Annotated in this window: 23 protein-coding genes and 6 tRNA genes; 1 reads left to right on the top strand and 28 read right to left on the bottom strand. The window is 35.9% G+C overall.

All coding sequences use genetic code 11. The annotated features are described in order from the left end of the window. Window positions 1–151: 151 nt before the first annotated feature. The 24 genes from A3223_RS01955 to A3223_RS02070 all read right to left on the bottom strand — a co-directional run bounded on the left by A3223_RS01955 (window position 152) and on the right by A3223_RS02070 (window position 20,383). Window positions 152–589: a hypothetical protein gene (locus A3223_RS01955; RefSeq protein WP_084108338.1), complete on the bottom strand. Its 438-nt coding sequence runs from the start codon at window positions 587–589 to the stop codon at window positions 152–154. Between the two features lie 133 nt (window positions 590–722). Next, on the bottom strand, window positions 723–1,310 hold the full coding sequence (locus A3223_RS01960) for a hydrogenase-4 component G (RefSeq protein ID WP_084108341.1): 588 nt from the start codon (window positions 1,308–1,310) through the stop codon (window positions 723–725). 82 nt (window positions 1,311–1,392) lie between these two features. After that, entirely contained in the window at window positions 1,393–1,827 is a 435-nt protein-coding gene (locus tag A3223_RS01965; RefSeq protein WP_021090517.1) for a Dps family protein, read from the bottom strand. Window positions 1,828–1,977: 150 nt separating this feature from the next. Next, entirely contained in the window at window positions 1,978–2,355 is a 378-nt protein-coding gene (locus A3223_RS01970; protein WP_021090898.1) for a rhodanese-like domain-containing protein, read from the bottom strand. Window positions 2,356–2,762: 407 nt separating this feature from the next. Beyond that, window positions 2,763–2,839, bottom strand: a tRNA-Arg gene (locus A3223_RS01975). 79 nt (window positions 2,840–2,918) lie between these two features. Further along, window positions 2,919–4,997 carry an elongation factor G gene (gene fusA, locus A3223_RS01980; RefSeq protein WP_084108344.1) on the bottom strand — a complete coding sequence of 693 codons (2,079 nt, stop codon included), beginning with the start codon at window positions 4,995–4,997 and terminating at the stop codon, window positions 2,919–2,921. A gap of 12 nt (window positions 4,998–5,009) precedes the next feature. Further along, a complete protein-coding gene (gene rpsG, locus A3223_RS01985; protein ID WP_021090980.1) occupies window positions 5,010–5,480 on the bottom strand; it encodes a 30S ribosomal protein S7 in 471 nt (156 codons plus the stop codon). A gap of 78 nt (window positions 5,481–5,558) precedes the next feature. Then, a complete protein-coding gene (rpsL, locus tag A3223_RS01990) occupies window positions 5,559–5,957 on the bottom strand; it encodes a 30S ribosomal protein S12 (RefSeq protein ID WP_021090705.1) in 399 nt (132 codons plus the stop codon). A gap of 131 nt (window positions 5,958–6,088) precedes the next feature. Further along, on the bottom strand, window positions 6,089–6,478 hold the full coding sequence (locus A3223_RS01995) for a DoxX family protein (RefSeq protein WP_084108347.1): 390 nt from the start codon (window positions 6,476–6,478) through the stop codon (window positions 6,089–6,091). 121 nt (window positions 6,479–6,599) lie between these two features. Further along, entirely contained in the window at window positions 6,600–11,114 is a 4,515-nt protein-coding gene (gene rpoC / locus A3223_RS02000; RefSeq protein ID WP_021091033.1) for a DNA-directed RNA polymerase subunit beta', read from the bottom strand. Beyond that, window positions 11,101–15,246 carry a DNA-directed RNA polymerase subunit beta gene (rpoB, locus tag A3223_RS02005; protein WP_084108350.1) on the bottom strand — a complete coding sequence of 1,382 codons (4,146 nt, stop codon included), beginning with the start codon at window positions 15,244–15,246 and terminating at the stop codon, window positions 11,101–11,103. Before rpoB ends, rpoC begins: the two co-directional genes overlap by 14 nt. A gap of 118 nt (window positions 15,247–15,364) precedes the next feature. Then, window positions 15,365–15,745, bottom strand: a complete 381-nt coding sequence (gene rplL, locus A3223_RS02010) for a 50S ribosomal protein L7/L12 (RefSeq protein WP_021090592.1) — start codon at window positions 15,743–15,745, stop codon at window positions 15,365–15,367. Window positions 15,746–15,775: 30 nt separating this feature from the next. Continuing rightward, window positions 15,776–16,261, bottom strand: a complete 486-nt coding sequence (gene rplJ / locus A3223_RS02015; RefSeq protein ID WP_084108353.1) for a 50S ribosomal protein L10 — start codon at window positions 16,259–16,261, stop codon at window positions 15,776–15,778. A gap of 105 nt (window positions 16,262–16,366) precedes the next feature. After that, window positions 16,367–17,068: a 50S ribosomal protein L1 gene (gene rplA, locus A3223_RS02020; RefSeq protein ID WP_084108356.1), complete on the bottom strand. Its 702-nt coding sequence runs from the start codon at window positions 17,066–17,068 to the stop codon at window positions 16,367–16,369. 59 nt (window positions 17,069–17,127) lie between these two features. After that, the gene (gene rplK / locus A3223_RS02025; protein ID WP_021091067.1) at window positions 17,128–17,553 is read right to left on the bottom strand and encodes a 50S ribosomal protein L11; all 426 of its coding nucleotides are present in this window, start codon (window positions 17,551–17,553) and stop codon (window positions 17,128–17,130) included. Between the two features lie 10 nt (window positions 17,554–17,563). Continuing rightward, on the bottom strand, window positions 17,564–18,094 hold the full coding sequence (gene nusG, locus A3223_RS02030; RefSeq protein WP_054196403.1) for a transcription termination/antitermination protein NusG: 531 nt from the start codon (window positions 18,092–18,094) through the stop codon (window positions 17,564–17,566). A gap of 14 nt (window positions 18,095–18,108) precedes the next feature. Beyond that, entirely contained in the window at window positions 18,109–18,288 is a 180-nt protein-coding gene (gene secE / locus A3223_RS02035) for a preprotein translocase subunit SecE (RefSeq protein ID WP_072594862.1), read from the bottom strand. Window positions 18,289–18,305: 17 nt separating this feature from the next. After that, window positions 18,306–18,381, bottom strand: a tRNA-Trp gene (locus tag A3223_RS02040). 13 nt (window positions 18,382–18,394) lie between these two features. Beyond that, window positions 18,395–18,553 (bottom strand): 50S ribosomal protein L33, encoded by a 159-nt coding sequence (gene rpmG, locus A3223_RS02045; protein ID WP_035167196.1) that lies wholly within the window; start codon window positions 18,551–18,553, stop codon window positions 18,395–18,397. 57 nt (window positions 18,554–18,610) lie between these two features. Beyond that, on the bottom strand, window positions 18,611–19,810 hold the full coding sequence (gene tuf, locus A3223_RS02050; protein WP_021090663.1) for an elongation factor Tu: 1,200 nt from the start codon (window positions 19,808–19,810) through the stop codon (window positions 18,611–18,613). A 74-nt stretch (window positions 19,811–19,884) separates the two neighbouring features. Next, a tRNA-Thr gene (locus A3223_RS02055) sits at window positions 19,885–19,959 on the bottom strand. Between the two features lie 126 nt (window positions 19,960–20,085). Next, window positions 20,086–20,162 (bottom strand) — tRNA-Gly (locus A3223_RS02060). A 7-nt stretch (window positions 20,163–20,169) separates the two neighbouring features. Beyond that, window positions 20,170–20,254 (bottom strand) — tRNA-Tyr (locus A3223_RS02065). Between the two features lie 53 nt (window positions 20,255–20,307). Further along, window positions 20,308–20,383 (bottom strand) — tRNA-Thr (locus A3223_RS02070). A 235-nt stretch (window positions 20,384–20,618) separates the two neighbouring features. On the opposite strand from A3223_RS02070, the gene A3223_RS02075 reads away from it, so the two are divergent. Continuing rightward, window positions 20,619–20,867, top strand: a complete 249-nt coding sequence (locus tag A3223_RS02075) for a hypothetical protein (RefSeq protein WP_021090800.1) — start codon at window positions 20,619–20,621, stop codon at window positions 20,865–20,867. Window positions 20,868–21,075: 208 nt separating this feature from the next. On the opposite strand, the gene A3223_RS02080 is transcribed toward A3223_RS02075, so the two are convergent. Genes A3223_RS02080 through A3223_RS02095 form a run of 4 tightly spaced genes read right to left on the bottom strand, consistent with a single transcriptional unit; the run spans window position 21,076 to window position 25,831 of the window. Further along, window positions 21,076–21,714, bottom strand: coding sequence for a response regulator transcription factor (locus A3223_RS02080; protein ID WP_084108359.1), 639 nt, complete (start codon window positions 21,712–21,714; stop codon window positions 21,076–21,078). A gap of 18 nt (window positions 21,715–21,732) precedes the next feature. After that, the gene (locus A3223_RS02085) at window positions 21,733–22,224 is read right to left on the bottom strand and encodes a DUF5416 family protein (RefSeq protein WP_084108362.1); all 492 of its coding nucleotides are present in this window, start codon (window positions 22,222–22,224) and stop codon (window positions 21,733–21,735) included. Next, on the bottom strand, window positions 22,224–23,690 hold the full coding sequence (locus A3223_RS02090; protein ID WP_084040696.1) for an HlyD family type I secretion periplasmic adaptor subunit: 1,467 nt from the start codon (window positions 23,688–23,690) through the stop codon (window positions 22,224–22,226). The genes A3223_RS02085 and A3223_RS02090 overlap by 1 nt, the downstream gene beginning before the upstream one ends. A 2-nt stretch (window positions 23,691–23,692) precedes the next feature. After that, window positions 23,693–25,831, bottom strand: a complete 2,139-nt coding sequence (locus tag A3223_RS02095) for a type I secretion system permease/ATPase (RefSeq protein ID WP_084040698.1) — start codon at window positions 25,829–25,831, stop codon at window positions 23,693–23,695. Window positions 25,832–25,833 lie beyond the last annotated feature (2 nt).

Raw genomic sequence — 25,833 nt, forward strand, 5'->3', positions numbered from 1 at the left:
AAAAAGTATATTTTTGATAATTTTAACCTCAAAAACAGCATTTTTGGAAAAGGGAATAAAAAGAAAAAGGGGCTGTTGCTTTGCCCCTTAAAAGGAGTTCTAGTTTTGATTGCTGTTGAAATTATATAAGCAAGCAGTAAATCAACGGTAATTAAAAAGAAATTTTTTCCTCTTTTGGCACTTCTATATTTGTTTTTACATTTTTTCTTTTAATAATCACTTCATTTTGTGGCTTTTTTATACCATTATATAAGCCACTAGAGCCGCCCTCTTTTATAAGAAGCATATCTATAAGTTTATCTGCATAAAAGGTCGCATAGACCAAGTCACCTTTATCATAATAGTATCTATTTGCACAAAAATTTGCTTTATTGAGTTTGTGATTTTTTGTATCGCTCGCCACTATTTCATAGCAGTATTTTGAATCTTTATAAGTAACCTCTTTTATAAAACCTTTGATCAAGCTTTTTGCTGGTGTATTTTGCATGACCTGTCTTGGCTGTTTTCGCACTGGTGGATTGTCTTCAAAAAATGAGCAACCCAAAAACATGATAGTAGTTGCCAGTGGAAGTAAAATTTTAGCTTTCATCTCTTCTCCTTATTGTAAAACGGCGAAGTATAACTTTTAAGATTAAATAAATTTTGTGGGAAATTAAAGGCTCGTATCTAAATTTATATACACAATCATACAAATTTATCTTAGGCGAGCCTGCCTAAAATAGTTAAGCTGAAACATTTAAAACGTTACCGCCAAGCTCGGCGATCTTTTTATCAAGTGTCTCAAGGGTCTTTTCAATAGTCTTTTGTGAAATTTCAGGAAGCTCGCCTCCCCAAATTTTCTTCGCATCCTCAAAACCCTTTGCCACACCCTCTATACCGGCTTTTAGTTTTTCCACGTCATCACCTGCACCATTTAGCACAAAGCTAGCTATCCTCTCAGCCGTATTTGCGATACCAAAAAATCCATTCTCACTAATAAGATCATTTGCCTCGTCACTAGTTAGCTCGTTTAAAGATTTACCATTATAGCCGATATTTGCAAGATCAAGGCCTGATAAAATTTCTAATAAATTTTTAGGCGCATTAAAGCTTAAGCCACCTTGAGCTAATAAATTTGAACTACTACTTTTAACAATCTCTTTTTGATACTGGAAAAAATAGCTATTTGAAATGTCTTTGGCTGTTAAATTTGTAATTTCAGACTCTTTTTTAGAGATATCCTTTTCATCTTTATGAAGTGAAATTTCTGATTTTATATTTTCTTTTAGGTTTGAACTATTATATGAGTTTGCGATTTGAGAAATTTTCATTTTGGCTCCTTAAAATTTATAAAATCAATATCGCCAAAAAGTAGAATTTATTTAGATAGAGCGGGAAAACTCCCGCTAGTAGTTATTTGCTAAGTGTTGCGTTTAGCATCCAGATCGCTTTTTCAAATTTTGCGATTTGATCTTGTGCATACATTTGAGTTGTTGTATCGCCTTCTGCAAGTTCGTCAAGCTTTTTAAACTCGCCCAAAAGGTGTTTATAATCAGCCAAGACAATCTCTAAAACCTCAGTTGGAGTGTAAATTTCTTTTGGCTCGTGTTTGATATGAGTAACTTTTGCTAGCTCCTCAGCCTTGACGATAGGTCTGCCACCAAGCATAAGAGCCCTTTCTGCTGCATCGTCAAATATCTCACTCATATCTTCGTAAGCTTTTTCTGTGTATTCATGAACGCTAAAAAATTGAATACCTTTTACATTCCAGTGAAGATCGTGAAATTTAATATAAAGTGCATTTGCATCAGCCTGAATAACATTTAATTGTAAAATAACTTTTGACATTTTGTCTCCTTCTTTATTATAAATATGATGAAATTATATATAGTTAGAGTTAATCAGTGGTTAATTAAATAATAAATTTTATTATTTAATATAAAATTTGACTACAAAATAAAATTATCTTGTAGTCAATGTAGGATCACAAAAATTTATCTATTTTTTATAAGGCGTAGTTTTATAGCCTTGCTCGATCAAGCTACTCATACCTCCATCTAAATTTATTATCTTAAGATCCGAGCTATCTATCGCTGCGGCTGCTGCTGTGCTTCTTCTGCCACTTCTGCAAACAAGAGCAATAGGTTTTTTGATATCAACTGCCTTTGAAAGCTCCTCTAAAAATGCACTCTTATCGTTTGGATTAAAAGTTATAGTCTTTGCACCTGCGATAACGCCAGTCTCTTGCCACTCAGATGGAGTTCTTATATCGATAATCTGATCATATTTTTTTATCTCATCTGGGCTTATATTAACAGTTTTAACATCAGCTGACAACATACAACAAACAGCTCCTAAAAGTAAAATTTTTTTCATCTACTCTCCTTAAATAAATTTTTGAAATATTAGCACGGATTATTAAATATATAAAAATTTTTGTTGATAAAATTTATTAGTTTAGATAAAAATTAATAATATAACGCGTTGATAAAAAAGCTAAACCCACTACGAATGCATATATAGATAAACCGACTAGATTGATGAAAATATAGTCATTTACCATTACGCTTTTTATAAAATTTTCTTTGATATTAGTGATCTTGTTTGCATATAACTTATAATCTTTTTTATAAAGTCCATTCTTTGTATTTTCTCTTTTACTCTATTTGCTGATCAGCATAAGAGCATTTTTATAAATTGCTATATCTTATTATACGTTTTAGTATATTTTAAAAACACTTGTTTGAGCACTTTGTATTTTACAAAAATGATTGCATGATGGATGGTGTCCCCAACAGGGTTTGAACCTGTGGCCTTAGAATTAGGAATTCTACGCTCTATCCAGCTGAGCTATGAGGACAATTCATATATTTTGTAGATAGATTTTATCATAATAAATAATTTTTGAAGGACAGATTACTCTGCCCTTCTTTGGTTAATTAGCCATTTCTCTTTTTAATGATCTCATCGCTTACGTTTTTAGGAACTTCTTCGTAGTGATCAAATTCCATTGAATAAGTTGCACGGCCTTGAGTCATTGAGCGAAGATCTGTTGAATAGCCAAACATTTGAGCTAATGGACAATAAGCTGCAATGATCTTCACACCATTTCTATCATCCATTGAATTTACTTGGCCACGGCGTTTATTAAGGTCGCCTATAACATCACCCATATACTCTTCTGGAGTTTCTACTTCAACCTTCATCATAGGCTCAAGAATAACAGCACCTGCTTTTCTAGCACCTTCCTTAAAGCCCATTGAAGCAGCAAGTTTAAATGCCATTTCAGACGAGTCAACTTCATGGTAGCTACCATCAAATAGTGTAACTTTAACATCTTCGACTGGATAACCAGCAAGAACACCACTTTGAAGTGCCTCTTTACAACCTTTTTCAACAGCTGGAATATATTCTTTTGGAACAACACCACCTTTGATATCATTAATAAACTCAAATCCACTAGCAGCTGGGAGCGGCTCAATACGTAAAAATACGTGACCATATTGACCACGACCGCCTGATTGTTTAGCATACTTATATTCCTGCTCAACTGTCTTACGAATAGTTTCGCGATAAGCAACTTGTGGTTGTCCAACTTCAGCATCTACCTTAAATTCACGAAGCATACGATCAACTATGATCTCCAAGTGAAGCTCACCCATACCGCTAATAATAGTTTGACCACTCTCTTCGTCTGTACTAACTCTAAAACTTGGATCTTCTTGAGCTAGTTTTTGAAGTGCTATTGCCATTTTTTCCTGGTCTGCCTTTGTTTTTGGTTCAACTGCAACACTAATAACTGGCTCAGGGAAGTCCATTCTTTCAAGGATAACTTTATCTTTCTCGCTAGCTAGAGTATCACCTGTTAGAGTATTTTTTAGACCAACAACAGCACCGATCTCACCAGCAAAAAGCTCAGTAATCTCTTCACGTTTATTTGAGTGCATTTTTAGCAAGCGACCGATTCTCTCTTTGCAGTCTTGAACTGTGTTGTAAGCATAGCTACCACTTTCAAGGCTTCCTCTATAAACACGAATAAATGTTAGCTGTCCAACAAATGGGTCAGTCATAATCTTAAACGCAAGAGCGGCAAATTCGCCATCATCTGTACTTTCAACAGTTACTTCAGTGCCATCTTCATAAACACCATTTATCGCTGCGATCTCATCTGGAGCTGGTAAATAATCAACAACAGCATCAAGTAGAGGTTGGATACCTTTGTTCTTAAACGCAGTTCCGCAAAGCATAGGCGTGATAGTCATTCTTAAGCAGCCTGCTTTTATACCTTTTTTAATCTCTTCTTCAGTTAGTTCTTCACCTGCAAAGAATTTCTCCATCAAGCTATCATCTGTCTCAGAAACTGCTTCGATTAATTTCGCACGATATTCTTCTGCCTTATCTTTAACTTCAGCTGGAATTTCTTCTTCAACATAGTCAGTTGGCTTTTTCTCATCATTCCAAACGTAAGCTTTCATTCTTACAAGGTCAACCACACCTCTAAAGTTATCCTCAGCACCTATAGGAATTTGAATAGGTATTGGGTTTGCTTTTAGTCTTTCTCTAATCTGCTCTTCAACTCTAAAGAAATTTGCACCTATTCTATCCATTTTATTAACAAAAACGATTCTTGGTACGTGATATTTATTTGCTTGTCTCCAAACAGTTTCTGATTGCGGTTGAACACCACCAACAGAACAAAATACTGAAACAGCACCGTCAAGAACACGCATAGAACGCTCAACTTCGATAGTAAAGTCAACGTGTCCCGGAGTGTCGATTAGGTTTATTTGATAACCCTTCCAAAATGCCGTAGTTGCAGCTGAAGTAATAGTAATACCACGCTCTTTTTCTTGTTCCATCCAGTCCATGGTAGCAGCACCATCATGAACCTCACCTATTTTATGGCTCATGCCAGTAAAGAATAAAATTCTCTCACTAGTAGTTGTCTTTCCAGCATCAATGTGAGCCGCAATACCGATATTTCTTACCTTATGTAAAGGCGTTTTTCTCTCTGCCATACTAATTCTTTCTTACCAGCGGTAGTGAGCAAATGCTTTATTAGCCTCTGCCATCTTGTAAGTATCTTCCTTCTTCTTGAAAGATGCACCTTTTGAGTTTGCCGCATCTAAGAGCTCATTCGCTAGTTTATCTATCATAGTTCTTTCGCTTCTTTTTCTAGCGTAAGTTATAAGCCAGCGGATAGCAAGAGCTTGTTGGCGAGCTGGGCGAACCTCAACTGGTACTTGATAAGTAGCACCACCAACACGGCGTGATTTAACTTCTAAAATAGGTTTTACATTTTCAATAGCATCGTTAAAAACGTCGATGCCTTTAACCTCAGCATTTTTCTTTTCTATGGCTTTAATAGCACCATACATTATCTCAGTAGCGACGCTTTTTTTGCCATCATACATAAGAGAATTAATAAATTTAGTTATTATTTTATTTCCGTAAATCGGATCAGGTAAGACTTCCCTTACAGGGGCTTTTCTTCTTCTCATTTTGATCTTTCCTTCAAATTTTTATGAAATTTTACTCAAACGTTTGCAAATTTTAGCAACGTCTGCGAACCTAAATTTTTACTTTTTTGTTGCAGCTGCAGCGCCAGCTTTAGGGCGTTTAGCACCATATTTAGAACGAGAAACTGTTCTTTTTGCAACACCAGCAGTATCAAGTGCACCACGAACGATGTGATATTTAACACCTGGTAAGTCTTTAACCCTACCGCCGCGAACTAAAACGATACTGTGTTCTTGTAGGTTATGACCTTCACCGCCGATATAGCTGATGACTTCAAAACCGCTTGTTAGCCTGACTTTGGCAACTTTCCTCAAAGCTGAGTTTGGTTTTTTAGGAGTTGTAGTATAAACCCTAGTGCAAACTCCTCTTCTTTGAGGGCACTCTTTTAACGCTGGAGATTTTGACTTAACAGTCACTTTCTTGCGTTCTTTTCTGACCAATTGATTTATGGTTGGCACAATAATTCCTTTCAACTAAATTTATTAAAAAGACCTAATTTTATTTAAAATAAACTTAAATAACGGTTAATAAGTTAGACTTACTCATCTAATTCTTGATATTATAAAAACTCTGCTGTCTTTATTTTGTATTAGTCTTGCTTGACAGCATATTTACCACTACCTATCAAAAGAATACAAAGTGAAATAGTAATATAAAGGTAAATAAGCTCTGATTTAAATCCATTAACCTCGTTTAATGCAAATAAATTTGCAAATCCATAGTACGAGTATAAAATAGTAATACTAGTACCTAAAACTAGGATAGCGCCTACCCTTGAATAAAAACCAATAATTAACATAATTGGCGCTAAGACCTCTCCAAGGTAAGAAAAATATGCCAAAAATCCAGGTAAACCAGCATTTACTAATATACCTTTTACCCCACTAAGTCCATGTAAAATTTTACCAAAACCATGCATAAAAAGGCAGATACCAAGTCCTAAACGTATAAATAAAAGTCCAAGATCAACGTTTTTCATAAATTCTCCATGATGTGATTTAAAGATAAGGATTTTATTAGGTGATAATTAATAGCTTGTAAATTTTTAATTGATTTAATTCTATAAAGAGGTTAAGCCCCAAAAATAGGGGCTTGAAGTATTAGTTTTCTTTGATTTTTACTTTTTTATCCTTATAAAAACCAGTTCCAACTGGGATCATACGTCCAAGGATAACGTTCTCTTTTAGATCCTCAAGATAGTCAAATTTAGCAGCAATCGATGCTTCTGTTAAGACCTTAGTTGTCTCTTGGAACGATGCAGCAGAGATCACACTATCACTTCCGATAGCCGCTCTTGTAACACCTAATAGGATCGGCTCAGCAATAGCTGGTTCACCGCCCATGTTCATGATGCGCTCATTCTCTTCTTTAAATTTATTTCTTGAAACCATATCGCCAACTATGAAATTTGTATTTCCGCTATCGACGATTTTGACTTGGCGAAGCATTTGAGAGACGATGATCTCGATATGTTTATCTGCAATCGCAACACCTTGGCGACGATAAACTTGTTGAATCTCGCTAATCAAATAATAATGAAGCGCTTTTTCGCCAAGAATTCTTAAAATATCGTGGCTTGAGATTAGCCCATCAGTTAGTTTCTCGCCAGCATGGACAAATTCCCCGTCTCTTACTTGTATCTGACGACTTTTCTCGATCAAATACTCAGCAGTTGTGCCATCTTCAGCTTGGATGATTATGCGCTCTTTTGAGCGAAGTGGCTTATCAAATCTAACCACACCATCAATCTCTGCAACGATAGCTGTATTTTTAGGGCGTCTTGCTTCAAATAGCTCACTAACTCTTGGAAGACCGCCGGTAATATCTTTTGACTTAGCAACAGCTTTTGGGGTCTTGGCCAAAATATCAGCCTGAGCTACTTCATCGCCACTTGAGACAAAGATCGCAGTTTTTGGATCAAGCGGATACTTGATTAAATTTCCTTTTTTAGTAGCGATAATAATCGCAGGTTTTACACCGCTTGGCAAATACTCGTTGATAACAAGACGTCTTTGTCCAGTCGCCTCATCTGCTTGCTCAGTAGCGCTGTATCCTGGCTCAATATCCTCAAAACTAACCACACCGGCTTCTTCAGCAATAGTTGGAGTTGAGTATGGATCCCACTCAGCAATAATCAACTTATCATCTTTTTCAGGTAACGAAACTACTGTCGCTCTCTCAACTGCATCATTATCAGAAACTTGGATGATAGAATTTCTTGGGATATAATGGCGAACCGCCTCACGTCCATCTTTATCAGAAACAACTACAAAGAAACCTTTTTCAGTTACTTTGTGACCTTTTTTGATATCTTTAACCCTATCAAGATAATCACCTTTTAATATGAAAAATTTAACTACACCATTTGCGTCAGCTAAAATTTTACGAGTTACCGGATCTCCGTCTGAAATTTTAAGTTCACTAGCGTATGGGATACGATTTGGGATATTCCAACCCTCTTTTATAATCTCAACGATACTTTCATTCTCTTTTACTTTATCGCCACTTACATAAGGTATATACATCTTTCCTTCGATCTTTCCGCTAACACCAGCTAATTCATTTGGCTTAGCAAGATCATTTCTTCTAATTGTATATTTAACCTCTTCTTTTTTACCTTTTATCACGATATTTACATCTTCGTGGGCATATTCGATCTCTATTTTGCCGTCAATCGTTGATTTAATCTTTGGCTCAACAAGTAGTACAGCCGCGCTTCTTCTATTTGCAACGATCTTCTTATCGCCGTTATCATAAGTATTAAGGTTGTAATATCTGATAAAACCTTCTTTTTGGGCGATTACTTGACGATCTTGTTGCTCAGTAGAAGCCGTACCACCGATGTGGAATGTTCTTAGCGTTAGCTGTGTACCTGGCTCACCGATAGACTGAGCTGAGATAATGCCAACTGCTTCACCTGGTTTTACAAGTTTGCCCTCGCCCAAGTTTAAGCCGTAGCATTTTGCACAAACACCTTTTGGTGCCTTGCACGTAATAGGCGTTCTAATGCTCACTGATTTTATGCCAGCTTCTGTTATAGCTCTAGCTTTTTCTTCATCAAGTAATGTGCCTTCGCTAAATAAAATTTCATTAGTTATAGGATCGATCACATCATCTGCTAAAACACGGCCTAATACTCTTTCTTCAAGGCTCTCTATTAGCTCGCCACTCTCTGTGATGTCTGTGATCTCAACGCCCTCGTGCGTACCGCAGTCGTGCATTGTGACTTTAACGTTTTGAGCAACGTCGATTAGCTTCCTTGTTAGGTAACCAGCGTTGGCGGTTTTTAGCGCTGTATCTGCAAGACCTTTTCTAGCTCCGTGGGTTGAGTTAAAGTACTCCATTATATTTAGACCTTCACGGAAGTTTGAAATGATCGGCGTTTCAATGATCGAACCGTCAGGTTTTGCCATAAGACCACGCATACCAGCTAGCTGACGAATTTGTGCTGCACTACCTCTCGCACCTGAGTCCGCCATCATATAAATTGAGTTAAATCCACCTTTATCGTTTTGGATAAGCTTCATCATCTCGCTTGCAACGCTGTTGTTTGTGTCTGTCCAGATATCAATGATCTTGTTATATCTCTCACTATCTGTTAAAAGACCAGCGCCGTATTGTTTTTGAATTTCGCGAACTTTTTTCTTAGCTTCGTCAATATATTTTTGCTTGCTATCTGGCACGATGATATCAGCAATAGAAATAGAAATTCCTGCTTTTGTCGCATATCTAAAGCCTAAATTTTTAAGCTTATCAAGAAAGTCAGCCGTTACTTCAAGACCGCCATTTCTATAAACATAATCAACCAAATTTGCAATGTCTTTTTTCTTCATGATCTTATTCCACATATTTTCAGGAACAAAATCAGGAAGTATAGCTCTTAAAATCAAGCGACCAGCCGTCGTAAAGATGATCTTATTATCAACCATAGTCTTGATTTTAGCATGAAGACCAAGAGTATTAGCCTCTTCAGCGATCATTACTTCATCAACGCTTGAGAAAATTTTATTTGCGCCTTTTTCGTCATTTCTCTCTAGGCTTAAATAGTAAATTCCTAAAACCATATCTTGTGAAGGAACTGTGATAGCCTTACCGCTTGCAGGAAGCAAGATGTTCATTGAGCTAAGCATTAAAATTTTGCACTCAGCGATAGCCTCTTGTGATAGTGGCACATGAACAGCCATTTGGTCACCGTCAAAGTCTGCGTTGAACGCCGCACAAACTAGTGGGTGAAGTTGGATAGCCTTGCCCTCAACAAGCACTGGGTGAAATGCCTGGATAGAAAGCTTGTGAAGTGTTGGAGCACGGTTTAGCATAACTGGATAGTCTTTAACGACCTCTTCTAGGCACTCCCAAACCTCATTTGTCTTATCTTCTATCATCTTTTTAGCTTGCTTAACGGTTGTCGCATAGCCCTTTTCTTCAAGGCGAGCAAGTAAATGTGGCTTAAATAGTTCTAGAGCCATTTTCTTTGGAAGACCGCACTGATCCATCTTTAGCTTTGGACCAACGACGATAACAGAACGTCCAGAGAAGTCAACACGCTTACCTAGCAAATTCTGACGGAAGCGACCTTGCTTACCTTTGATGATCTCACTTAGTGATTTTAGTGGGCGCTTATTTGCACCTTTTACTGCATTTGCTCTGCGGCCATTATCAAATAGCGCATCAACAGCTTCTTGAAGCATTCTCTTTTCATTTCTAATAATGATCTCAGGTGCATCAAGCTCAAGCAGACGTTTTAGACGGCTATTTCTGTTTATTACACGGCGATATAGGTCATTTACGTCTGAAACAGCAAATTTACCACCATCAAGGCTGACTAGCGGTCTAAGATCAGGTGGAAGAACTGGTAAATTTGTTATCATCATCCACTCTGGGCGGTTACCTGAATTTAAAAAACTCTCGATAACTTTTAGGCGTTTTACGATAGTCTTTTTCTTGGCCTCAGAATTTGTAGACTCCATCTCTTCTTTTAGCTGATTTAAAATTTCCATCAAATCAAGCTCAGCTAGCATGTCATAGATGACCTCGCCACCCATTCTAGCTGTAAAACCAGTCTCTTCGTATCTTGAAGCTAGGCTTTGATATTGCTCTTCATTTAAAACGTCGTATTTCTCAACTTTTTTAGAATTTTCATTGTCGTAATAAGCTTCGCCAGCATTATCAACAATGTATGCCTCATAGTAAAGTACACGCTCAAGGTCTTTCATCTTAATACCAAGAAGTGCACCAATACGGCTTGGTAAGAAATTTACATACCAGATGTGAGCCACTGGAGTTACAAGCTCGATATGACCCATGCGAGAGCGGCGAACTTTAGATGTTGTTACTTCAACACCGCACTTTTCGCACTTGATGCCTTTATAACGCATCTTTTTATATTTGCCACAAAGGCACTCGTAATCACGGATCGGTCCAAAAATTTTCGCACAAAACAAGCCGTCACGCTCAGGTTTTAGTGTGCGGTAGTTGATAGTTTCTGGTTTTTTAACTTCGCCATAACTCCAAGATTTTATCTTCTCAGGACTTGCTAAACGAAGTTGAAAAGCTTCAAAATCACGAGGTCTATGCTCTTCTTTTATCTCAACTGGTTTTAAATTAGTTAGTTTCATTTGTCTCATCCTCATCATATACTTCTACATCAAGAGCTAGTGATTTTAGCTCGTTTGTTAGAACAAAGAACGTCTCAGGGATACCAGTCTCAGGAACGTTTTCACCTCTTGTTAAAGCTTTGTAAGCAGAAAGTCTTCCCTCAACATCATCTGATTTTACAGTTAGCATCTCTCTTAGTGTATGAGCGGCACCATAAGCCTCAAGTGCCCAAACCTCCATCTCACCAAACCTTTGACCACCAAATAGCGCCTTACCGCCGACAGGTTGCTGTGTAACAAGGCTATATGGTCCAGTGCTTCTTGCGTGAACTTTTTCATCAACCAAGTGGTGAAGTTTTAGCATATACATACAACCAACATTAACACGTTCTCTTATCTTTGAGCCTGTGCGTCCATCGTATAGCTCAGTTTTACCATCGCTATCTATCTTTGCCATCTCAAATAGTTTTGCAAATTCGTCAGCCTTAACGCCTTCAAAAATCGGAGTTGCAAATCTTACGCCATTACTCCAATCTTTTGCATATTCAAGAAGCTTCTCATCGCTCATCTTACCAAGAGCTTTTTTAGCGTCCATTAGCTTAGCAACACCTGCTATCTCTATCATCTTAGCTCTTAGCTCTTTTATCCACTCGCCTTTTTTAGTTTCAAAAATTTCATTGATTTGTTCGCCCAAGCGGTAACCAACAAGACCAAGATGGCTCTCTAAAATTTGACCAATATTCATACGGCTTGGAACACCAAGTGGGTTTAACACGATGTCTACGATTTGACCACTTGGAAGATACGGCATATCAACTTCTCTTACTATATTTGAAACAATACCTTTGTTACCGTGACGTCCAGCCATCTTATCGCCGACTTTTAGTTTGCGTTTTGTAGCTATGTAAACTTTTACAAGTTTAACAACACCGCTTGGTAAAATGTCATCTTTTTCTAAAATTTCTATCTTAGCATCGTGCTCTTCTTTGAGCTTTTTCTTTTCATTTTGGAAGTAATTCTTTAGCTCGTCATATTTCTTTTGGATATCTTTTGAAAAGCTTTTAACGATAGCATTTAGGGTAAATCTATTTATATTTTCAAGATCAGCCTTATTGATCTTTGAGCCTTTCTTATACTCTTTTTTATTTACCTCTTGATCACTTGCTAGTGGATTTTTAGAAAGAAGTGCTGTAACTTTTAGCATCTCTTCGCGGTCTAGCATAAGTAGTCTATCATGATGTTCTTTTTCTAAAAGAGTCTTCTCTTCTTCGTAAGCTTTGTTCGTTCTGCTATCTTTTTCATATCCTTTTTTGGTGAAAATTTTAACATCAACAACCACGCCTTCCATCGAAGCTGAAGCGTAGAGCGATTTATTTACAACGTGACCAGCCTTTTCACCAAAAATCGCACGTAGCAATCTTTCTTCTGGAGTTGGCTTAACTTCGCCTTTTGGAGATACTTTACCAACAAGGATCATGCCAGGCTTGATCTCTGTACCAATTTTGACAATACCACTCTCATCAAGGTGCATAAGCTCCTCTTCTTTGACGTTTGGTATATCTTTTGTTATCTCCTCAACCCCGTCTTTTAACTCACGAGCCTCGATCTCTTTTTCATAGATATGGACACTTGTAAAAGCATCTTCACGTATCATTTTTTCGCTAATGACGATCGCGTCCTCGTAGTTGTAGCCATTCCAAGGCATAAATGCAATTAGTGCATTTTTACCGATAGCTAGCTCGCCTTTTTCCATGCTTGGGCCGTCAGCGATTATTTGACCAGCAACGATCTCATCACCTTTTTTAACTGTCGGATGTTGAGAAAAAGTCGTATTTTGGTTTGTTCTTAAATTTTTCTCCAAAGAGTAGTGATCGATATATGGACCAGCTTCGTCTTCGCCTAAAATAAATATATTTTTATTATCAACCTTTTCAACCACACCACTACGTCTTGCTTTTACACTTTCCCATGCATCTCTTGCGATAACGCTCTCCATACCTGTTCCAACAATAGGAGCAGTTGAGCGAAGTAGTGGGACTGCCTGACGTTGCATGTTTGAGCCCATGAGAGCACGGTTAGCATCATCATGCTCTAGGAATGGAATAAGTGAAGCCGCAACACCAGCTATCATACCAGAACAAAGGTCGATCAAAGCAACATCTTCTCTACGGGCAAGCATCATCTCGCCATCTTTTCTAACCTCAATCAAGTCCTCAACAATGTGTCCATTTTCATCAAGTTTAGTTGATGCCGGAGCTATAACATTGCCCTCTTCTTGAGTTGCGGTTAAGTAAACTATCTCATCAGTCACTTTGCCATCTACAACTTTTTTGTAAGGCGCTTCAACAAAGCCAAGATCATTCACTTTTGCATAGGTTGAAAGCGTATTGATAAGACCAATATTTTGACCTTCTGGAGTCTCAACCGGACAAATTCTGCCGTAGTGGGTTGGGTGAACGTCACGCACCTCGAAGCCAGCACGCTCTTTTACTAAGCCACCCTCGCCAAGCGCAGATAGACGGCGCTTGTGAGTAACTTCGCTAAGTGGGTTTGTCTGATCCATAAACTGGCTTAACTGTCCACCTGTGAAAAATTCCATAATTGTTGCAGTAATCATTTTTGGGTTAATGAGATCGTATGGCATAATTTCTTCGGTATTATTACTTAAGCTTGTAAATTTGTCGCGGATTGCCTTTTGCATCTTTACAAAACCGAGGTGAAGTTCGCTAGCAAGTAGCTCACCGATTGACCTTATACGGCGGTTGCCAAGGTGATCTCGGTCATCAATGTGACCTTGTCCGTTTTTAACTTTTATAAGATATTTCGCAGTTTTTATGATATCTTCGCTTGTTAGTAAAGTAACGTATTCTGGCACATCAAGAGAGAGCTTATGATTCATTTTCATACGACCAACTTTTGTTAAATCGTATCTCTCAGGGTTAAATAGCATATCATTTACAAAACTCTTTGCAGCCTCTTTAACGACTGGCTCTCCTGGTCTCATGACCTTATAAATTCTAATAGCCGCAAGATCATTTTCGTCATCCACGCCCTCAGTTTGTTTTAAAACCTTAAGCATATCGTTGTCAGCTATGAAAGAATTTATAATCGCATCATCAACACCAGCAGCAGAGTTATTTATAATCTCAATACTTTCATACTCAGCTAAAATCTTTGCAAGTTTATTCTCGTCAAGAGCAGATAGTGTATCATATAAAATTTCTCCACTCTCTGTATTTATTACAGGGTTTGCCAAATATCTACCAATAAGTGCTTCAACTGGGTATTCAACAAATTTTACTCCATCCTCGATCAACTTGTCAGCTTTTTTCTTAGTAAGACGCTTGCCCGCTTGGTGAAGAATTTCTCCATCTTCGTTTTTTATATCATATTCAACTCTTCCCAAATAATCTTCAGGATTAAAAAGAGTTAAGAATTTGTTATTTTTAATAATTAAATTTTGTATTGGATAAAACAACTTAATGATGTCTTGCTTTTTATATCCAAGCGCCCTAAATAATATAGTTACTGGCACTTTTCTACGTTTATTTATCCTAACATATAAAATATCTTTTGTGTCATATTCGAAATGTAGCCAAGAGCCACGATCAGGTATTATTTGAGCTGTATAAATTAATTTATTTGCAACAGTCGCGCTCTCTTCTTGTTTAAAAATAACACCTGGACTTCTGTGGAGTTGATTTACAACAACGCGCTCAACACCATTTATAATAAATGAAATTCTATCAGTCATTAGTGGAATTTCGCGTATAAAAATTTCTTGTTCTTTTATATCTTTAACACCGACTTTATCACCTGTCTTATCATCTTTCTCATGAACGATAAGACGTATTTTCATCTTTAAATTTACAGAGTATGTAAGACCTCTTTCTATACACTCTCTGATCGTATATTTTGGTTTTCCAATTTCTGAGCCAACATACTCTAAAGTCAAACGATTTTGCGGATCATGTATAGGGAAAATCGACTTAAAAACTTTTTCGATACCGCTTTCAGTTTGATTGTTATTTAGATTTAAAAAATTATCAAAGCTCTTTTTTTGTAGTTGTAGTAGGTTCGGAACGTCTATCTCTTTAACGACATTAGAGAAGTCAACTCTAAGACGATTTCCTGAGTATAAGCTATTTAACATTGCATCTACCTCGTGGTAATTTTGAAAGAAAAGTATAGCCTTTTAACAAGGCATCTAAAATTTAAAAAAGAGAGAGCCTTTGCCCTCTCTTGAAATATTAAGCTCAAATAATAAAAAATTATTTAAGTTCAACCTTAGCACCAGCTTCTTCAAGCTCTTTTTTAGCTGCCTCAGCCTCATCTTTGCTAACGCCTTCTTTAAGAACAGATGGTGTTCCCTCAACTGCATCTTTAGCTTCTTTAAGACCAAGACCAGTAAGCGCTCTAACAACTTTAATAACATTGATTTTCTTATCACCAGAATCAACCAAAACAATGTTAAATTCTGTTTTTTCCTCTGCTGCAGCTGCTGCACCGCCTGCTGCAACAGCACCACCAGCTACCATTACAGGAGCTGCGCTAACACCAAATTTCTCTTCGAACTCTTTTACAAGTTCACTAAGCTCAAGTACAGAAAGATTAGATATAAACTCTAATACATCTTCTTTAGTAATTGCCATTTTTAATCCTTATTATTTTTTTAATTTAAATTAAGCTGATTGTTCTTTTTTCTCTTTAAGCGCATTCAAACCAATTGTGAAATTTTGAATTGGCGCATTCCAAACTTGTAAAAGCATCGCAATAAGCTCATCACGGCTAGGCATTTTAGATAGAGCTTTAACTTTATCAACGCTAGCAACTTCGCCATCAATATAAGCTGTTTTTATTTTGAAAAGATCAGTATTAGACTCTTCAAATTTTGCGGCTACTTTAGTTACTGCTAATTGATCTTCGCTCCAAAGATAGATATTTGTATCTTTGAGTTCCATTCCGACTTTATCAGAATTTTTAAGAGCAATATTTGCAAGAGTATTTTTAATAACCTGAACTTTTACATTTTGTTCTTTAGCAGAATTTCTTAAAACTTCAAGTTTCTTTACTGAAAGGCCACGATAGTCACAAACTACAATAGCTTCAGCAGTTTTAAATTCACTCTCTAATTTTGCAACAACTTCAGTTTTTTCGTTACGTGTCACTTTTTCTCCTTTCCGACCGGTAATTTCAAGCAGAGCGGGTCGAATCAATTAAGCCCAATGGCCTCGGCTATCTCCAATCTAAGATATAAATTTTAATTTTTAGTTTTATTTTAAATCCATAACTTCTTGAGTATCAAGAGCTATAGATGGGCTCATTGTCAAAGACAACGAAGCATTTTTAACATATCTACCCTTTGCAGTTGCAGGCTTATGTTTATTGATCGCTTTAATAAATGTTGAAATATTTTCATTTAATTGTTCTTTAGTAAAATTAACTTTACCAAGGCCTGCATGTATATTTCCTTGCTTATCAACACGGAAATTTACTTGACCGCTTTTTGCATTGTTAACAGCTTGTGCAACATCCATTGTAACTGTGCCAGTTTTTGGGTTTGGCATTAATCCTTTTGGTCCTAAAATTCTACCGACCTTACCTACAAGACCCATTAAATTTGGAGTAGCTATAAGAACATCAAAATTCATTATGCCTTTTTGAATATCTTCGACTAAATCATCTGCACCAATAATATCAGCACCAGCTGCTTTTGCCTCATCAGCTTTAGCATCTTTAGCAATAACAGCAACTCTTACAGTTTTACCTGTACCAGCTGGTAAAACTACTGAACCACGAACCATTTGATCAGCATGTCTTGGATCAACATTTAATTTTAATGCAATCTCAACTGTTTCATTAAATTTAGCAGAAGCTAGAGTTTTGACTGTATCAATAGCCTCACTAAGGTTATAAATTTTATCTTGCTCTACTTTTTTGAGCAATTCTTGAAATCTCTTACTAGTTTTTCCCATAAATTTCTCCGCATATATATTGCTTCCGTCTTTTGCTAATCAACCTGACGGTAAAGGCTTTAGTCTACTACTTCGACACCCATTGAGCGAGCTGAACCAGCAATAATCTTGGCTGCTTGCTCTTTATCATTTGTATTCAAATCAACAAGTTTTTTCTCAACTATTTCTAGAACTTGAGCTTTTGTCAATTTGCCTACTTTATTTTTTAAAGGATTATCAGTTCCTTTTGTTATACCTGCAGCCTTTTTAATAAGATCTGTAGCAGGAGGCTGTTTTGTGATAAATGTAAAACTTTTATCAGCATAAACAGTTATAACAACTGGAATATTAAACCCAACCATATCTTTTGTTCTCTCATTAAAGGCTTTACAAAATTCCATAATATTAACACCTTTTTGTCCAAGAGCTGGACCAACCGGCGGACTAGGGTTTGCTTTTGTTGCAGCAATTTGTAATTTTATTTCACCTATAACTTTTTTAGCCATTTCTTGCTCCTTAAATTATCTTCTCAACTTGTGAATACAAAATATCAACAGGGGTGCTTCTACCAAAAATAGAAACATTAAGCCTAAGTTTTCCATGTATCATGTCATATTCTTCAACAATACCTGTAAAGTTAGCAAAAGGACCTTCTGTTATACGAACACTCTCACCATCCTCAAAGAATATCTTAGGTTTTGGCGCAGCTCTTTTTTGAACTTTTTCCAAAATAGTATTAATATCCTTTTCAGATAATGGTGTAGGTTTTTTAGCTTCACCAATAAAACGTCCAACTTTTGGTAAAGATTGAATCCTGTGCCAAAGAGCTGTATCAAGGTCTAAGCATGCAAAAGCATAACCTGGATAAAGAGTTCTTTCGTTGATTTTTTGCTTGCCATTTTTTATTTCAATTACGTCTTCTGTAGGAACTATAACTTCTTTTAGCTGATCTTCTATTCCATGATCTTTTACTAAATTTTCAATTCCTCTTTTTACTGCCATTTCGCTTCCAGCGTAAGTCTGTATAGCATACCATTTATGTGACATTACTTTTCCTTATATTATATAACTTTAGATAGAACAAAGGACATAATAACATCGACAAGAGCTAAAAAAAGTGATACAACAGCAACTACGATAAAAACTGCAAAAAAAGCATTTCTAATTTGTTCTTTTGTAGGATAGATAACCTTCATTATTTCCAATTTAGAAAGCTTAATATAATTTATAATTTTCTCCATAACCTTAACCTTAGTCGTGGCAGGGCAAGAGGGATTCGAACCCCCAACCATTGGATTTGGAATCCAGCGCTCTACCGTTGGAGCTATTGCCCTAATAGCTTCTTAATTAACTTTTTAATTTAACTTCTTTATGTATAGTATGTTTTTTTAATCTTGGGCAATACTTTTTAAGCTCAACTTTATCTGTAGTAGTTTTACTATTTTTAGTTGTTGTATAATTTATATCACCACTTTCAGAGCATTTTAAACCAATTTTAATTCTCATATAAGTCCTTTTCAAAATATCAAAGGGAATGTTCTCCCTTTGACAAATTTTTATAAATTAACCAAGTATTTTTGAAACAACACCTGAACCAACAGTCCTACCACCTTCACGGATAGCAAAACGAGTGCCTTCCTCAAGTGCTACTGGAGCAATCAATTCAACAGAAATTCTTACATTATCACCTGGCATAACCATCTCTGTTCCTTCTGGAAGCGTAATTGAACCAGTAACATCAGTTGTTCTTACATAGAATTGTGGTCTATAGTTATTAAAGAAAGGAGTATGGCGACCACCTTCTTCTTTTGTCAAGATATAGACTTCGCCTTCAAATTTTGTATGAGGGGTAATTGATTTAGGCTTGCAAAGAACCATACCACGCTCAACATCCTCTTTCTTAGTACCACGGAGAAGAACGCCAACATTATCACCAGCTTCGCCTTGATCCATCTCTTTTCTAAACATTTCAACACCAGTAACTGTTGTTGTTTGAGTTGGCTTAATACCAACAATCTCAATTGTGTCACCAACTTTTATAACACCTTTTTCGATTCTACCAGTTACAACTGTACCACGACCTGAAATCGAAAAAACATCTTCAATCGGCATAAGAAGGTCTTTATCTGTCGCACGAACTGGAGTTGGAATATAGCTATCAACTGCATCCATTAATTCCATAATTTTTGCCGACCATTCACCATCTTGACCAGCTTTTGCCTCTTCAAGAGCTTTAAGCGCTGAACCAGAAACAATAGGTGTATCATCGCCTGGGAAATTATACTCATTAAGTAACTCGCGGATTTCCATTTCGACCAATTCAAGTAACTCAGCATCATCAACCATATCAGCTTTGTTCATGAAAACAACAATATATGGAACACCAACTTGGCGTGATAATAAAATATGCTCTCTAGTTTGTGGCATTGGGCCATCAGCTGCAGAAACAACCAAAATAGCTCCATCCATTTGTGCGGCACCTGTAATCATATTTTTTACATAGTCGGCGTGACCAGGGCAATCAACGTGAGCATAGTGGCGTTTCTCTGTCTCGTACTCAATATGTGAAGTAGCAATTGTAATACCACGCTCTTTTTCTTCTGGAGCATTATCAATATTATCATAATCCTTTAGCTCAGCAAGTCCCTTGCGTGAAAGAACAGCAGATATTGCAGCTGTTAATGTAGTTTTACCATGGTCTACGTGACCAATAGTGCCTATGTTTACGTGCGGCTTGTTACGTGAAAATTTTTCTTTAGCCATCTTTTCCTCCGTATGTGATATATGTCTTTTTTCATACCAAATTTGTATAATCATAATAAAATCATATTAACCAGTGGAGCTCATAGCGGGACTTGAACCCGCGACCTCTTCCTTACCAAGGAAGTGCTCTACCTCTGAGCCATATGAGCGAAAAACGCTTGGCAGAGATGATTCCAATTAAATAATACAAACAACTAAAAATTTTGAAAATAAAGTAAGGAATAACTGTGTTTAGTAAAATCTAGATACAGCTCCCAGTTTATTTTCCCAAATTTTGGAGCGGGAAACGGGGCTCGAACCCGCGACCCTCAGCTTGGAAGGCTGATGCTCTAGCCAACTGAGCTACTCCCGCATAACAATGGTGGTGAGACGTGGATTCGAACCACGGAAGACATAGTCAGCAGATTTACAGTCTGCCCTCGTTGGCCGCTTGAGTATCTCACCTTAAACATTAATAAACTATTTTGGTATTTTCTGGTCAAACACTGTTACAAAAATGGAGCTGGTGAACGGACTTGAACCGCCGACCCACTGCTTACAAGGCAGTAGCTCTACCAACTGAGCTACACCAGCACCTATTTTGTGAAGTGGCAATTATATATCAAAACAATGTAAAAGTCAAGGGAAATTTTAAAAAAATTCATAAAAATTAAAACCATAAAATACAGCCATTTAAAAATACAAATTTTTATTACATTTAAATCAGTAATACACCATTAAGTATTTATAAAATATGTATAATTTTTATGGTTTTATTTTTTTTAAAAGCTAAAATTTCTATAATTACAAAAATATATAAGGATTTAATATGCAATTTTTACCTTGGGCAATAATTTTATTACTAATTTATGTAATTTATTTTCTAATGATACGTTATGAGAAAAGAATATCAACTCTTAGCAAATTAATTGAACAAAATAGTGATGGCATTAAAGAAAATAGGGATTTGATTGGACAAAATAGATCACTTATTGAAAAAAATAAACACGATATCGAAAAAAATACAAAAGACATCATAACAAATGTTGAAAAAGTAGATATCGATTTGGAAGACTAAAGTTTCTGGTTTCTTATCTCGGCTATTGATAAATTTGCTAGAATTTTTTTATTTAAGATTTTAGCAAATCTTTTTTTATTTCAAATTTTATATTTATTATATTCTTCAGCTAGTAAAAGTTATGTATGTATTTCTTATGGGCGCATGTATAAAAATTTATAGTTTTTGAAGAAGGGCCTTAAATTTATCACAAAAATAAATCAAGACTTTATGCGTCAAGCTGCTTCATCAAAAGCACAAGCCCTATTCTATCCTTTACATTTAGCTTACTATAAATCGAGCTTGTATGTGCTTTAACTGTTCTTAGTGTAATACCTGTTTTTTCTGAAATTTCACTATTTGTTAGACCCTGATAGATTAAATCTGCAATTTCTCTTTCCCTTGAACTAAGCTCAGAGAGGTCGGTCTTTTTGTCTACCTTTTCACTTTCGCTATTAATATATGAGCCGGTTAGCTCACTAATCATTGCCTGAACAAATTCTTGGTAAAGCCATATATTTCCATTGAAAATAGTTTCAAAAGCATCTTCAAAGTGAGTCTTCCTCATGTGAGAATTTGCATAGCCCTTGATTCCAAGCGTAAGCAGATGCTTGCCTTCGTTTATCGTTGGTCTATTTGAGAGTATGAGTATTTTTATATTTGGTGATTCTTCAATTATATTTTTTATAACATCATCAATATTATCTTTAAAAACATCAATATCAATGCCTATAATATCAACATCATCATTTATATGAGAAAAAAACTCTTTTCTATTATGTATAAATTTCACATCACTATTGCCAGTAAAATAGCTTCTCCAAATATTGTTTAATGCACTATTTTGTGTAAATAAAATAACTTGCATTACCTTTCCTTGGATTATTTATATGATTCTTTCATAAATTTTTTTATTATTTATAAAAAATTCTATATGACGACTTTCGCCGTTTTTGTGTATCTTGTAATCTATTGATGAGAAAAATTTAGTAACCACAGAAGATTTTTCTTCTAAAAAAATAGTCATTTCAAAAAAATCTTGTGATATAGCATATTTATAAGGGGTATTTAAATTTAAAATTCCGGGATCAAAGTCAAATTTATCCAAACTCTGGTCATAGCCTTTTATTAAAATTTTAATACTTCTTACTATATCATCGTAAATTTTTAGATTTTTAAATAGCTTTTTATGTCTACTAGCAACATCTACTAATTGTAAAAAATCTATTTCACAATCACTAAATTTAAATCGTTCAATTTCGTCATTAACTATATCGCAGTAATGATCATCTTTTATGAGATAGAAATTTTGTAAATTTTGAAATTTTTCAATCTCATATTCACCGAATTTCTTATCATAAAAAGCGATCTTGCCCATTACCTCTCCGTTAAAGCATTTTGTTTTGCCTTTAAAATAGGCTTTAATAAATAATCAAGTATTGTCTTTTTGCCGGTAATGATATCAGCTGAGACTATCATACCAACTTTTATTCTAAGCGGTTTTTCTTCGCTACCAAGATAATTTTTCTCAGTTTCTATCCTGACCAAATAATAGCTCTCGCCAGTTTTTTCATTAGTCTCTGTATCGGCACTAATCTGCGTTACTTTGCCTTTTAAACCACCGTAAATACTAAAATCATAGGCCGTAAATTTAACCATCGTATCAAGCCCAGGCCTCAAAAATGCAACATCAGCTGGCTTTACTTTTACTTCAGCTACTAGCTTATCCTCAAGAGGAACAATCTCCGCAATATTTTCTCCAGGCTTGATAACTCCTGATACTGTATGAACCATCATTTTACTAACAATACCGTTTACTGGAGATCTTACATATGTTCTTTCTACTCTATCACTTAGGCTGATTTGTGACTCATTTATCCTTGCGATCTCTGCTGAAACTTCATTTAGCTCTTTTTTTGCATTATTTTTAAATGCCAGCTTTGCCTCTTCTATCTTATTTTTTGCCTCTTTTATGGTCGATTCGACCCTTGGCACGGCAAGCACAGATGCGTCAAGCTCGCCTTTTAGGTCATTTACGCGTCTTTGAAGCTGGATATACTCGACCTCGCTAACAAGACCTTTTTTAAAGATAGGCTCCATGATAGCTTTTTCTTTTAAAACAAGGTTGTAGCTATTTTGAGTTTGAGAAATTTTATTTCTAAGCTCATTTAGCTCACTTTGGCGTTGATGGATCTGCTCTGTTAGAATTCCTATTTGCTCATTTAAGTGATCAATATTTGAATTATGCAGACTTAGCTCGTATCTTATGGCTTTACTATTGTTCGCATCTCTAGCTTCGTCGTAGTCGAATTCCTTATCATTTGCCTCAGCATCAAGTCTCATAAATTTTGCTTGAAGTTCATCAAGTCTTAGTTTTGACTCGCCATAACTACTCGTAAAATTTTTATTATCTAGCCTTATTAGAATTTGATCTTTCTTGACTTCATCACCCTCTTTTACAAAAATTTGATCGACTATACCGCCTTCGAGATTTTGTATCGCTTGGTTTTTTCCAGACGGGATGATTTTACCACTACCTCTTGTGATCTCATCTATTTGTGCCCAGGAAGCCCAAACAAGAAGCCAAAAGATAGTTATAGCAACCGTATAGAGTATCTTTTTAGATGTAGATGGGGCTTTAGCCAAAACAGCCTCAGAAAGACTTGACATAAATTTCAAATCATAAGCATCATAATTTTTTGTTTGAAGATTAGACTTTATATCATCTACACTATTTAAAATTTTATTACTAGCTTCCTCTTGTTCTTTTATACTATTTTCAGAAATTAATCTCTTTTCAGTTTTTAGATTTTCATTTTGTTTATTCTTGATATCTTCTTGCATGATCACTTCCCACTAAGTCTTGCTAAAACTTCATCTCTTGGTCCGTCCAATAAAATTTTGCCATTATCCATAACTATAAGTCTATCAACAAGATCTAGCATCGACGTCCTATGTGTAACAAGCAGCATCGTTTTATTTGCTGTATTTGTCTTTAAATTTATTTTTAACTTATTTTCAACCGTATTATCAAGAGAATTTGTTGGCTCATCAAGCAAAATAATAGGACTATCTAGCAAAAATGCCCTAGCCACAGCTATGCTTTGACGCTGTCCACCACTTATGCCATCGCCTCTTTCAAAAACTGGCATATCAAATCCAAGCGGATGAGCATTTACATATTCATCAACTCCGCTTACTTTAGCTGCTTTTATAATCTGAATATCATCAACATATGGTGCTTTTTGAACAATATTTTCTCTAACCGTTCCTTTAAAGAGCACAACATCTTGCGGAACATAGCCGATATTTCGCCTAAGATCGGCTGGATCGATTTGATTAATATCAATACCATCGATTAGCACTGAGCCTTCAGTTGGTGAGTAAAGTCCCAAAATGAGCTTTTGTAAAGTAGTTTTTCCAGAGCCATTTTTGCCTATAATGCCAACTTTTTCACCTGGCTGAATAACAAAATTTATCCTATCAAGCGAACCTTTTGTGGTATCTGGATATGTAAAGCTTACATTCTTAAACTCAATCTTTCCATCAAAAGAATTTCTTCTAACAAATTTTTTACCTTCTGGCCTTTCAACAGGCATTTGCATAATCTTACTAAGACTTTGATAGGCTGTTTTTGTCTGCTCAAAATTTGCAGCAAGTGAAGCTACCTGTCCCATAGGAGCGATAGCACGAGAGCTAAGCATAACCGCAGCGATAAGACCACCCATTGTAAGATGCGTATCTTGTATCATATAGACGCCAAGAACGATGATGGCAATAGTATTTAATTGCACTAAAAAAGATGTAACAGTGGTTATCGAAGTTGTGATAATTTTTGATTTAATGCTTCTATTTGCTATCTCTCCGGTTGCCTCTTCCCAGTTCCATTGTATATGTCCGCTAGCACCAAGAGTTTTGATGGTTTCAAGACTACTAAGGCTCTCTATTAAAATTCCATTTTTTATAGCTGAAGCCTCAAATGTACTTTTAATGGCATTTTGAAGTGGATCTTTTATAAAAAACGTATAACATAAAATAGCTATCATAATAACAATTGGCACGAGTACGATATAGCTTCCTATAAAATAAGTAACTATCAAGAAAATGATCGCAAATGGAAGATCCACAATAGCTGCCAATGAGGCTGATGAGAAGAAATTTCTAACCGTATCAAACTCTTTTAGATTACTAGCGAAAGAACCAACAGATTTTGGTTTATTGCTAAATTTCATATCCATAACGCGCTCAAATAAAATAGAGCTCATTATGATATCGCTCTTTTTACCAGCAATCTCAAGAAAATATGATCTTACAAATTTTAAGAAAAGATCTATGCCATAAACTACACTTACGCCAAGTGCCAAGACCCAAAGTGTCTCAACCGCATTATTTGGCACAACACGGTCATATACGTTCATCGTAAAAAGCGGACTAGCAAGAACAAATAAATTTATAATAAAACTTGCAAGAACAACATCAAAATAAATCTTTTTTGAACGTTTTAGAGTTCCCCAAAACCAGTGGTCATTTCCAGCATCAATTAGCTTTGTTGAGCTAGTATCCTCTGGAACAAACTCGCGCTTTAGATAGTATGCATAGCCTAAATATTCTTCTTTTAATTTACTTATTTCTATCGTGCTAGTACCAGTTGAAAGTTCTGGTGTTATGATATTTGCTGTCTTTTTATCTTTACTAAAAGATTGCAAGATGCAAGCTTTTTTACCTCTAAGCATTAAAATGCAAGGTAAAACTAAAGGAGAGATTTGTTCAAGATCTTTTCTTACAAGGGTAGAAGCAAAGCCAGCACGAGAAGCAGCACGAGAAAATAAAGACCTTGAGCTTTTAAGTGAAAAAAGCTCAATCTCATCGCCATCTTTTACTGGCAAGCCAATAGTTAAAGCATCGGCGCTGTATGGATTATTATGAAGCTTGGTAAAAATAACCAAACATTGAAGCAGTTCATCTTTTATCTTATCACTATGCATCT

This window comes from Campylobacter concisus (assembly GCF_002092855.1).
Lineage (GTDB): Bacteria > Campylobacterota > Campylobacteria > Campylobacterales > Campylobacteraceae > Campylobacter_A > Campylobacter_A concisus_AI.

Bases quoted from the DNA above. Each gene is read 5' to 3' on its own strand.
- A3223_RS01955 (WP_084108338.1), bottom strand. From the start codon at position 589: ATGAAAGCTAAAATTTTACTTCCACTGGCAACTACTATCATGTTTTTG.
- A3223_RS01960 (WP_084108341.1), bottom strand. From the start codon at position 1,310: ATGAAAATTTCTCAAATCGCAAACTCATATAATAGTTCAAACCTAAAA.
- A3223_RS01965 (WP_021090517.1), bottom strand. From the start codon at position 1,827: ATGTCAAAAGTTATTTTACAATTAAATGTTATTCAGGCTGATGCAAAT.
- A3223_RS01970 (WP_021090898.1), bottom strand. From the start codon at position 2,355: ATGAAAAAAATTTTACTTTTAGGAGCTGTTTGTTGTATGTTGTCAGCT.
- fusA (WP_084108344.1), bottom strand. From the start codon at position 4,997: ATGGCAGAGAGAAAAACGCCTTTACATAAGGTAAGAAATATCGGTATT.
- rpsG (WP_021090980.1), bottom strand. From the start codon at position 5,480: ATGAGAAGAAGAAAAGCCCCTGTAAGGGAAGTCTTACCTGATCCGATT.
- A3223_RS01995 (WP_084108347.1), bottom strand. From the start codon at position 6,478: ATGAAAAACGTTGATCTTGGACTTTTATTTATACGTTTAGGACTTGGT.
- rpoC (WP_021091033.1), bottom strand. From the start codon at position 11,114: ATGAAACTAACTAATTTAAAACCAGTTGAGATAAAAGAAGAGCATAGA.
- rpoB (WP_084108350.1), bottom strand. From the start codon at position 15,246: ATGTTAAATAGCTTATACTCAGGAAATCGTCTTAGAGTTGACTTCTCT.
- rplL (WP_021090592.1), bottom strand. From the start codon at position 15,745: ATGGCAATTACTAAAGAAGATGTATTAGAGTTTATATCTAATCTTTCT.
- rplA (WP_084108356.1), bottom strand. From the start codon at position 17,068: ATGGGAAAAACTAGTAAGAGATTTCAAGAATTGCTCAAAAAAGTAGAG.
- rplK (WP_021091067.1), bottom strand. From the start codon at position 17,553: ATGGCTAAAAAAGTTATAGGTGAAATAAAATTACAAATTGCTGCAACA.
- nusG (WP_054196403.1), bottom strand. From the start codon at position 18,094: ATGTCACATAAATGGTATGCTATACAGACTTACGCTGGAAGCGAAATG.
- secE (WP_072594862.1), bottom strand. From the start codon at position 18,288: ATGGAGAAAATTATAAATTATATTAAGCTTTCTAAATTGGAAATAATG.
- rpmG (WP_035167196.1), bottom strand. From the start codon at position 18,553: ATGAGAATTAAAATTGGTTTAAAATGCTCTGAAAGTGGTGATATAAAT.
- tuf (WP_021090663.1), bottom strand. From the start codon at position 19,810: ATGGCTAAAGAAAAATTTTCACGTAACAAGCCGCACGTAAACATAGGC.
- A3223_RS02075 (WP_021090800.1), top strand. From the start codon at position 20,619: ATGCAATTTTTACCTTGGGCAATAATTTTATTACTAATTTATGTAATT.
- A3223_RS02080 (WP_084108359.1), bottom strand. From the start codon at position 21,714: ATGCAAGTTATTTTATTTACACAAAATAGTGCATTAAACAATATTTGG.
- A3223_RS02085 (WP_084108362.1), bottom strand. From the start codon at position 22,224: ATGGGCAAGATCGCTTTTTATGATAAGAAATTCGGTGAATATGAGATT.
- A3223_RS02090 (WP_084040696.1), bottom strand. From the start codon at position 23,690: ATGCAAGAAGATATCAAGAATAAACAAAATGAAAATCTAAAAACTGAA.
- A3223_RS02095 (WP_084040698.1), bottom strand. From the start codon at position 25,831: ATGCATAGTGATAAGATAAAAGATGAACTGCTTCAATGTTTGGTTATT.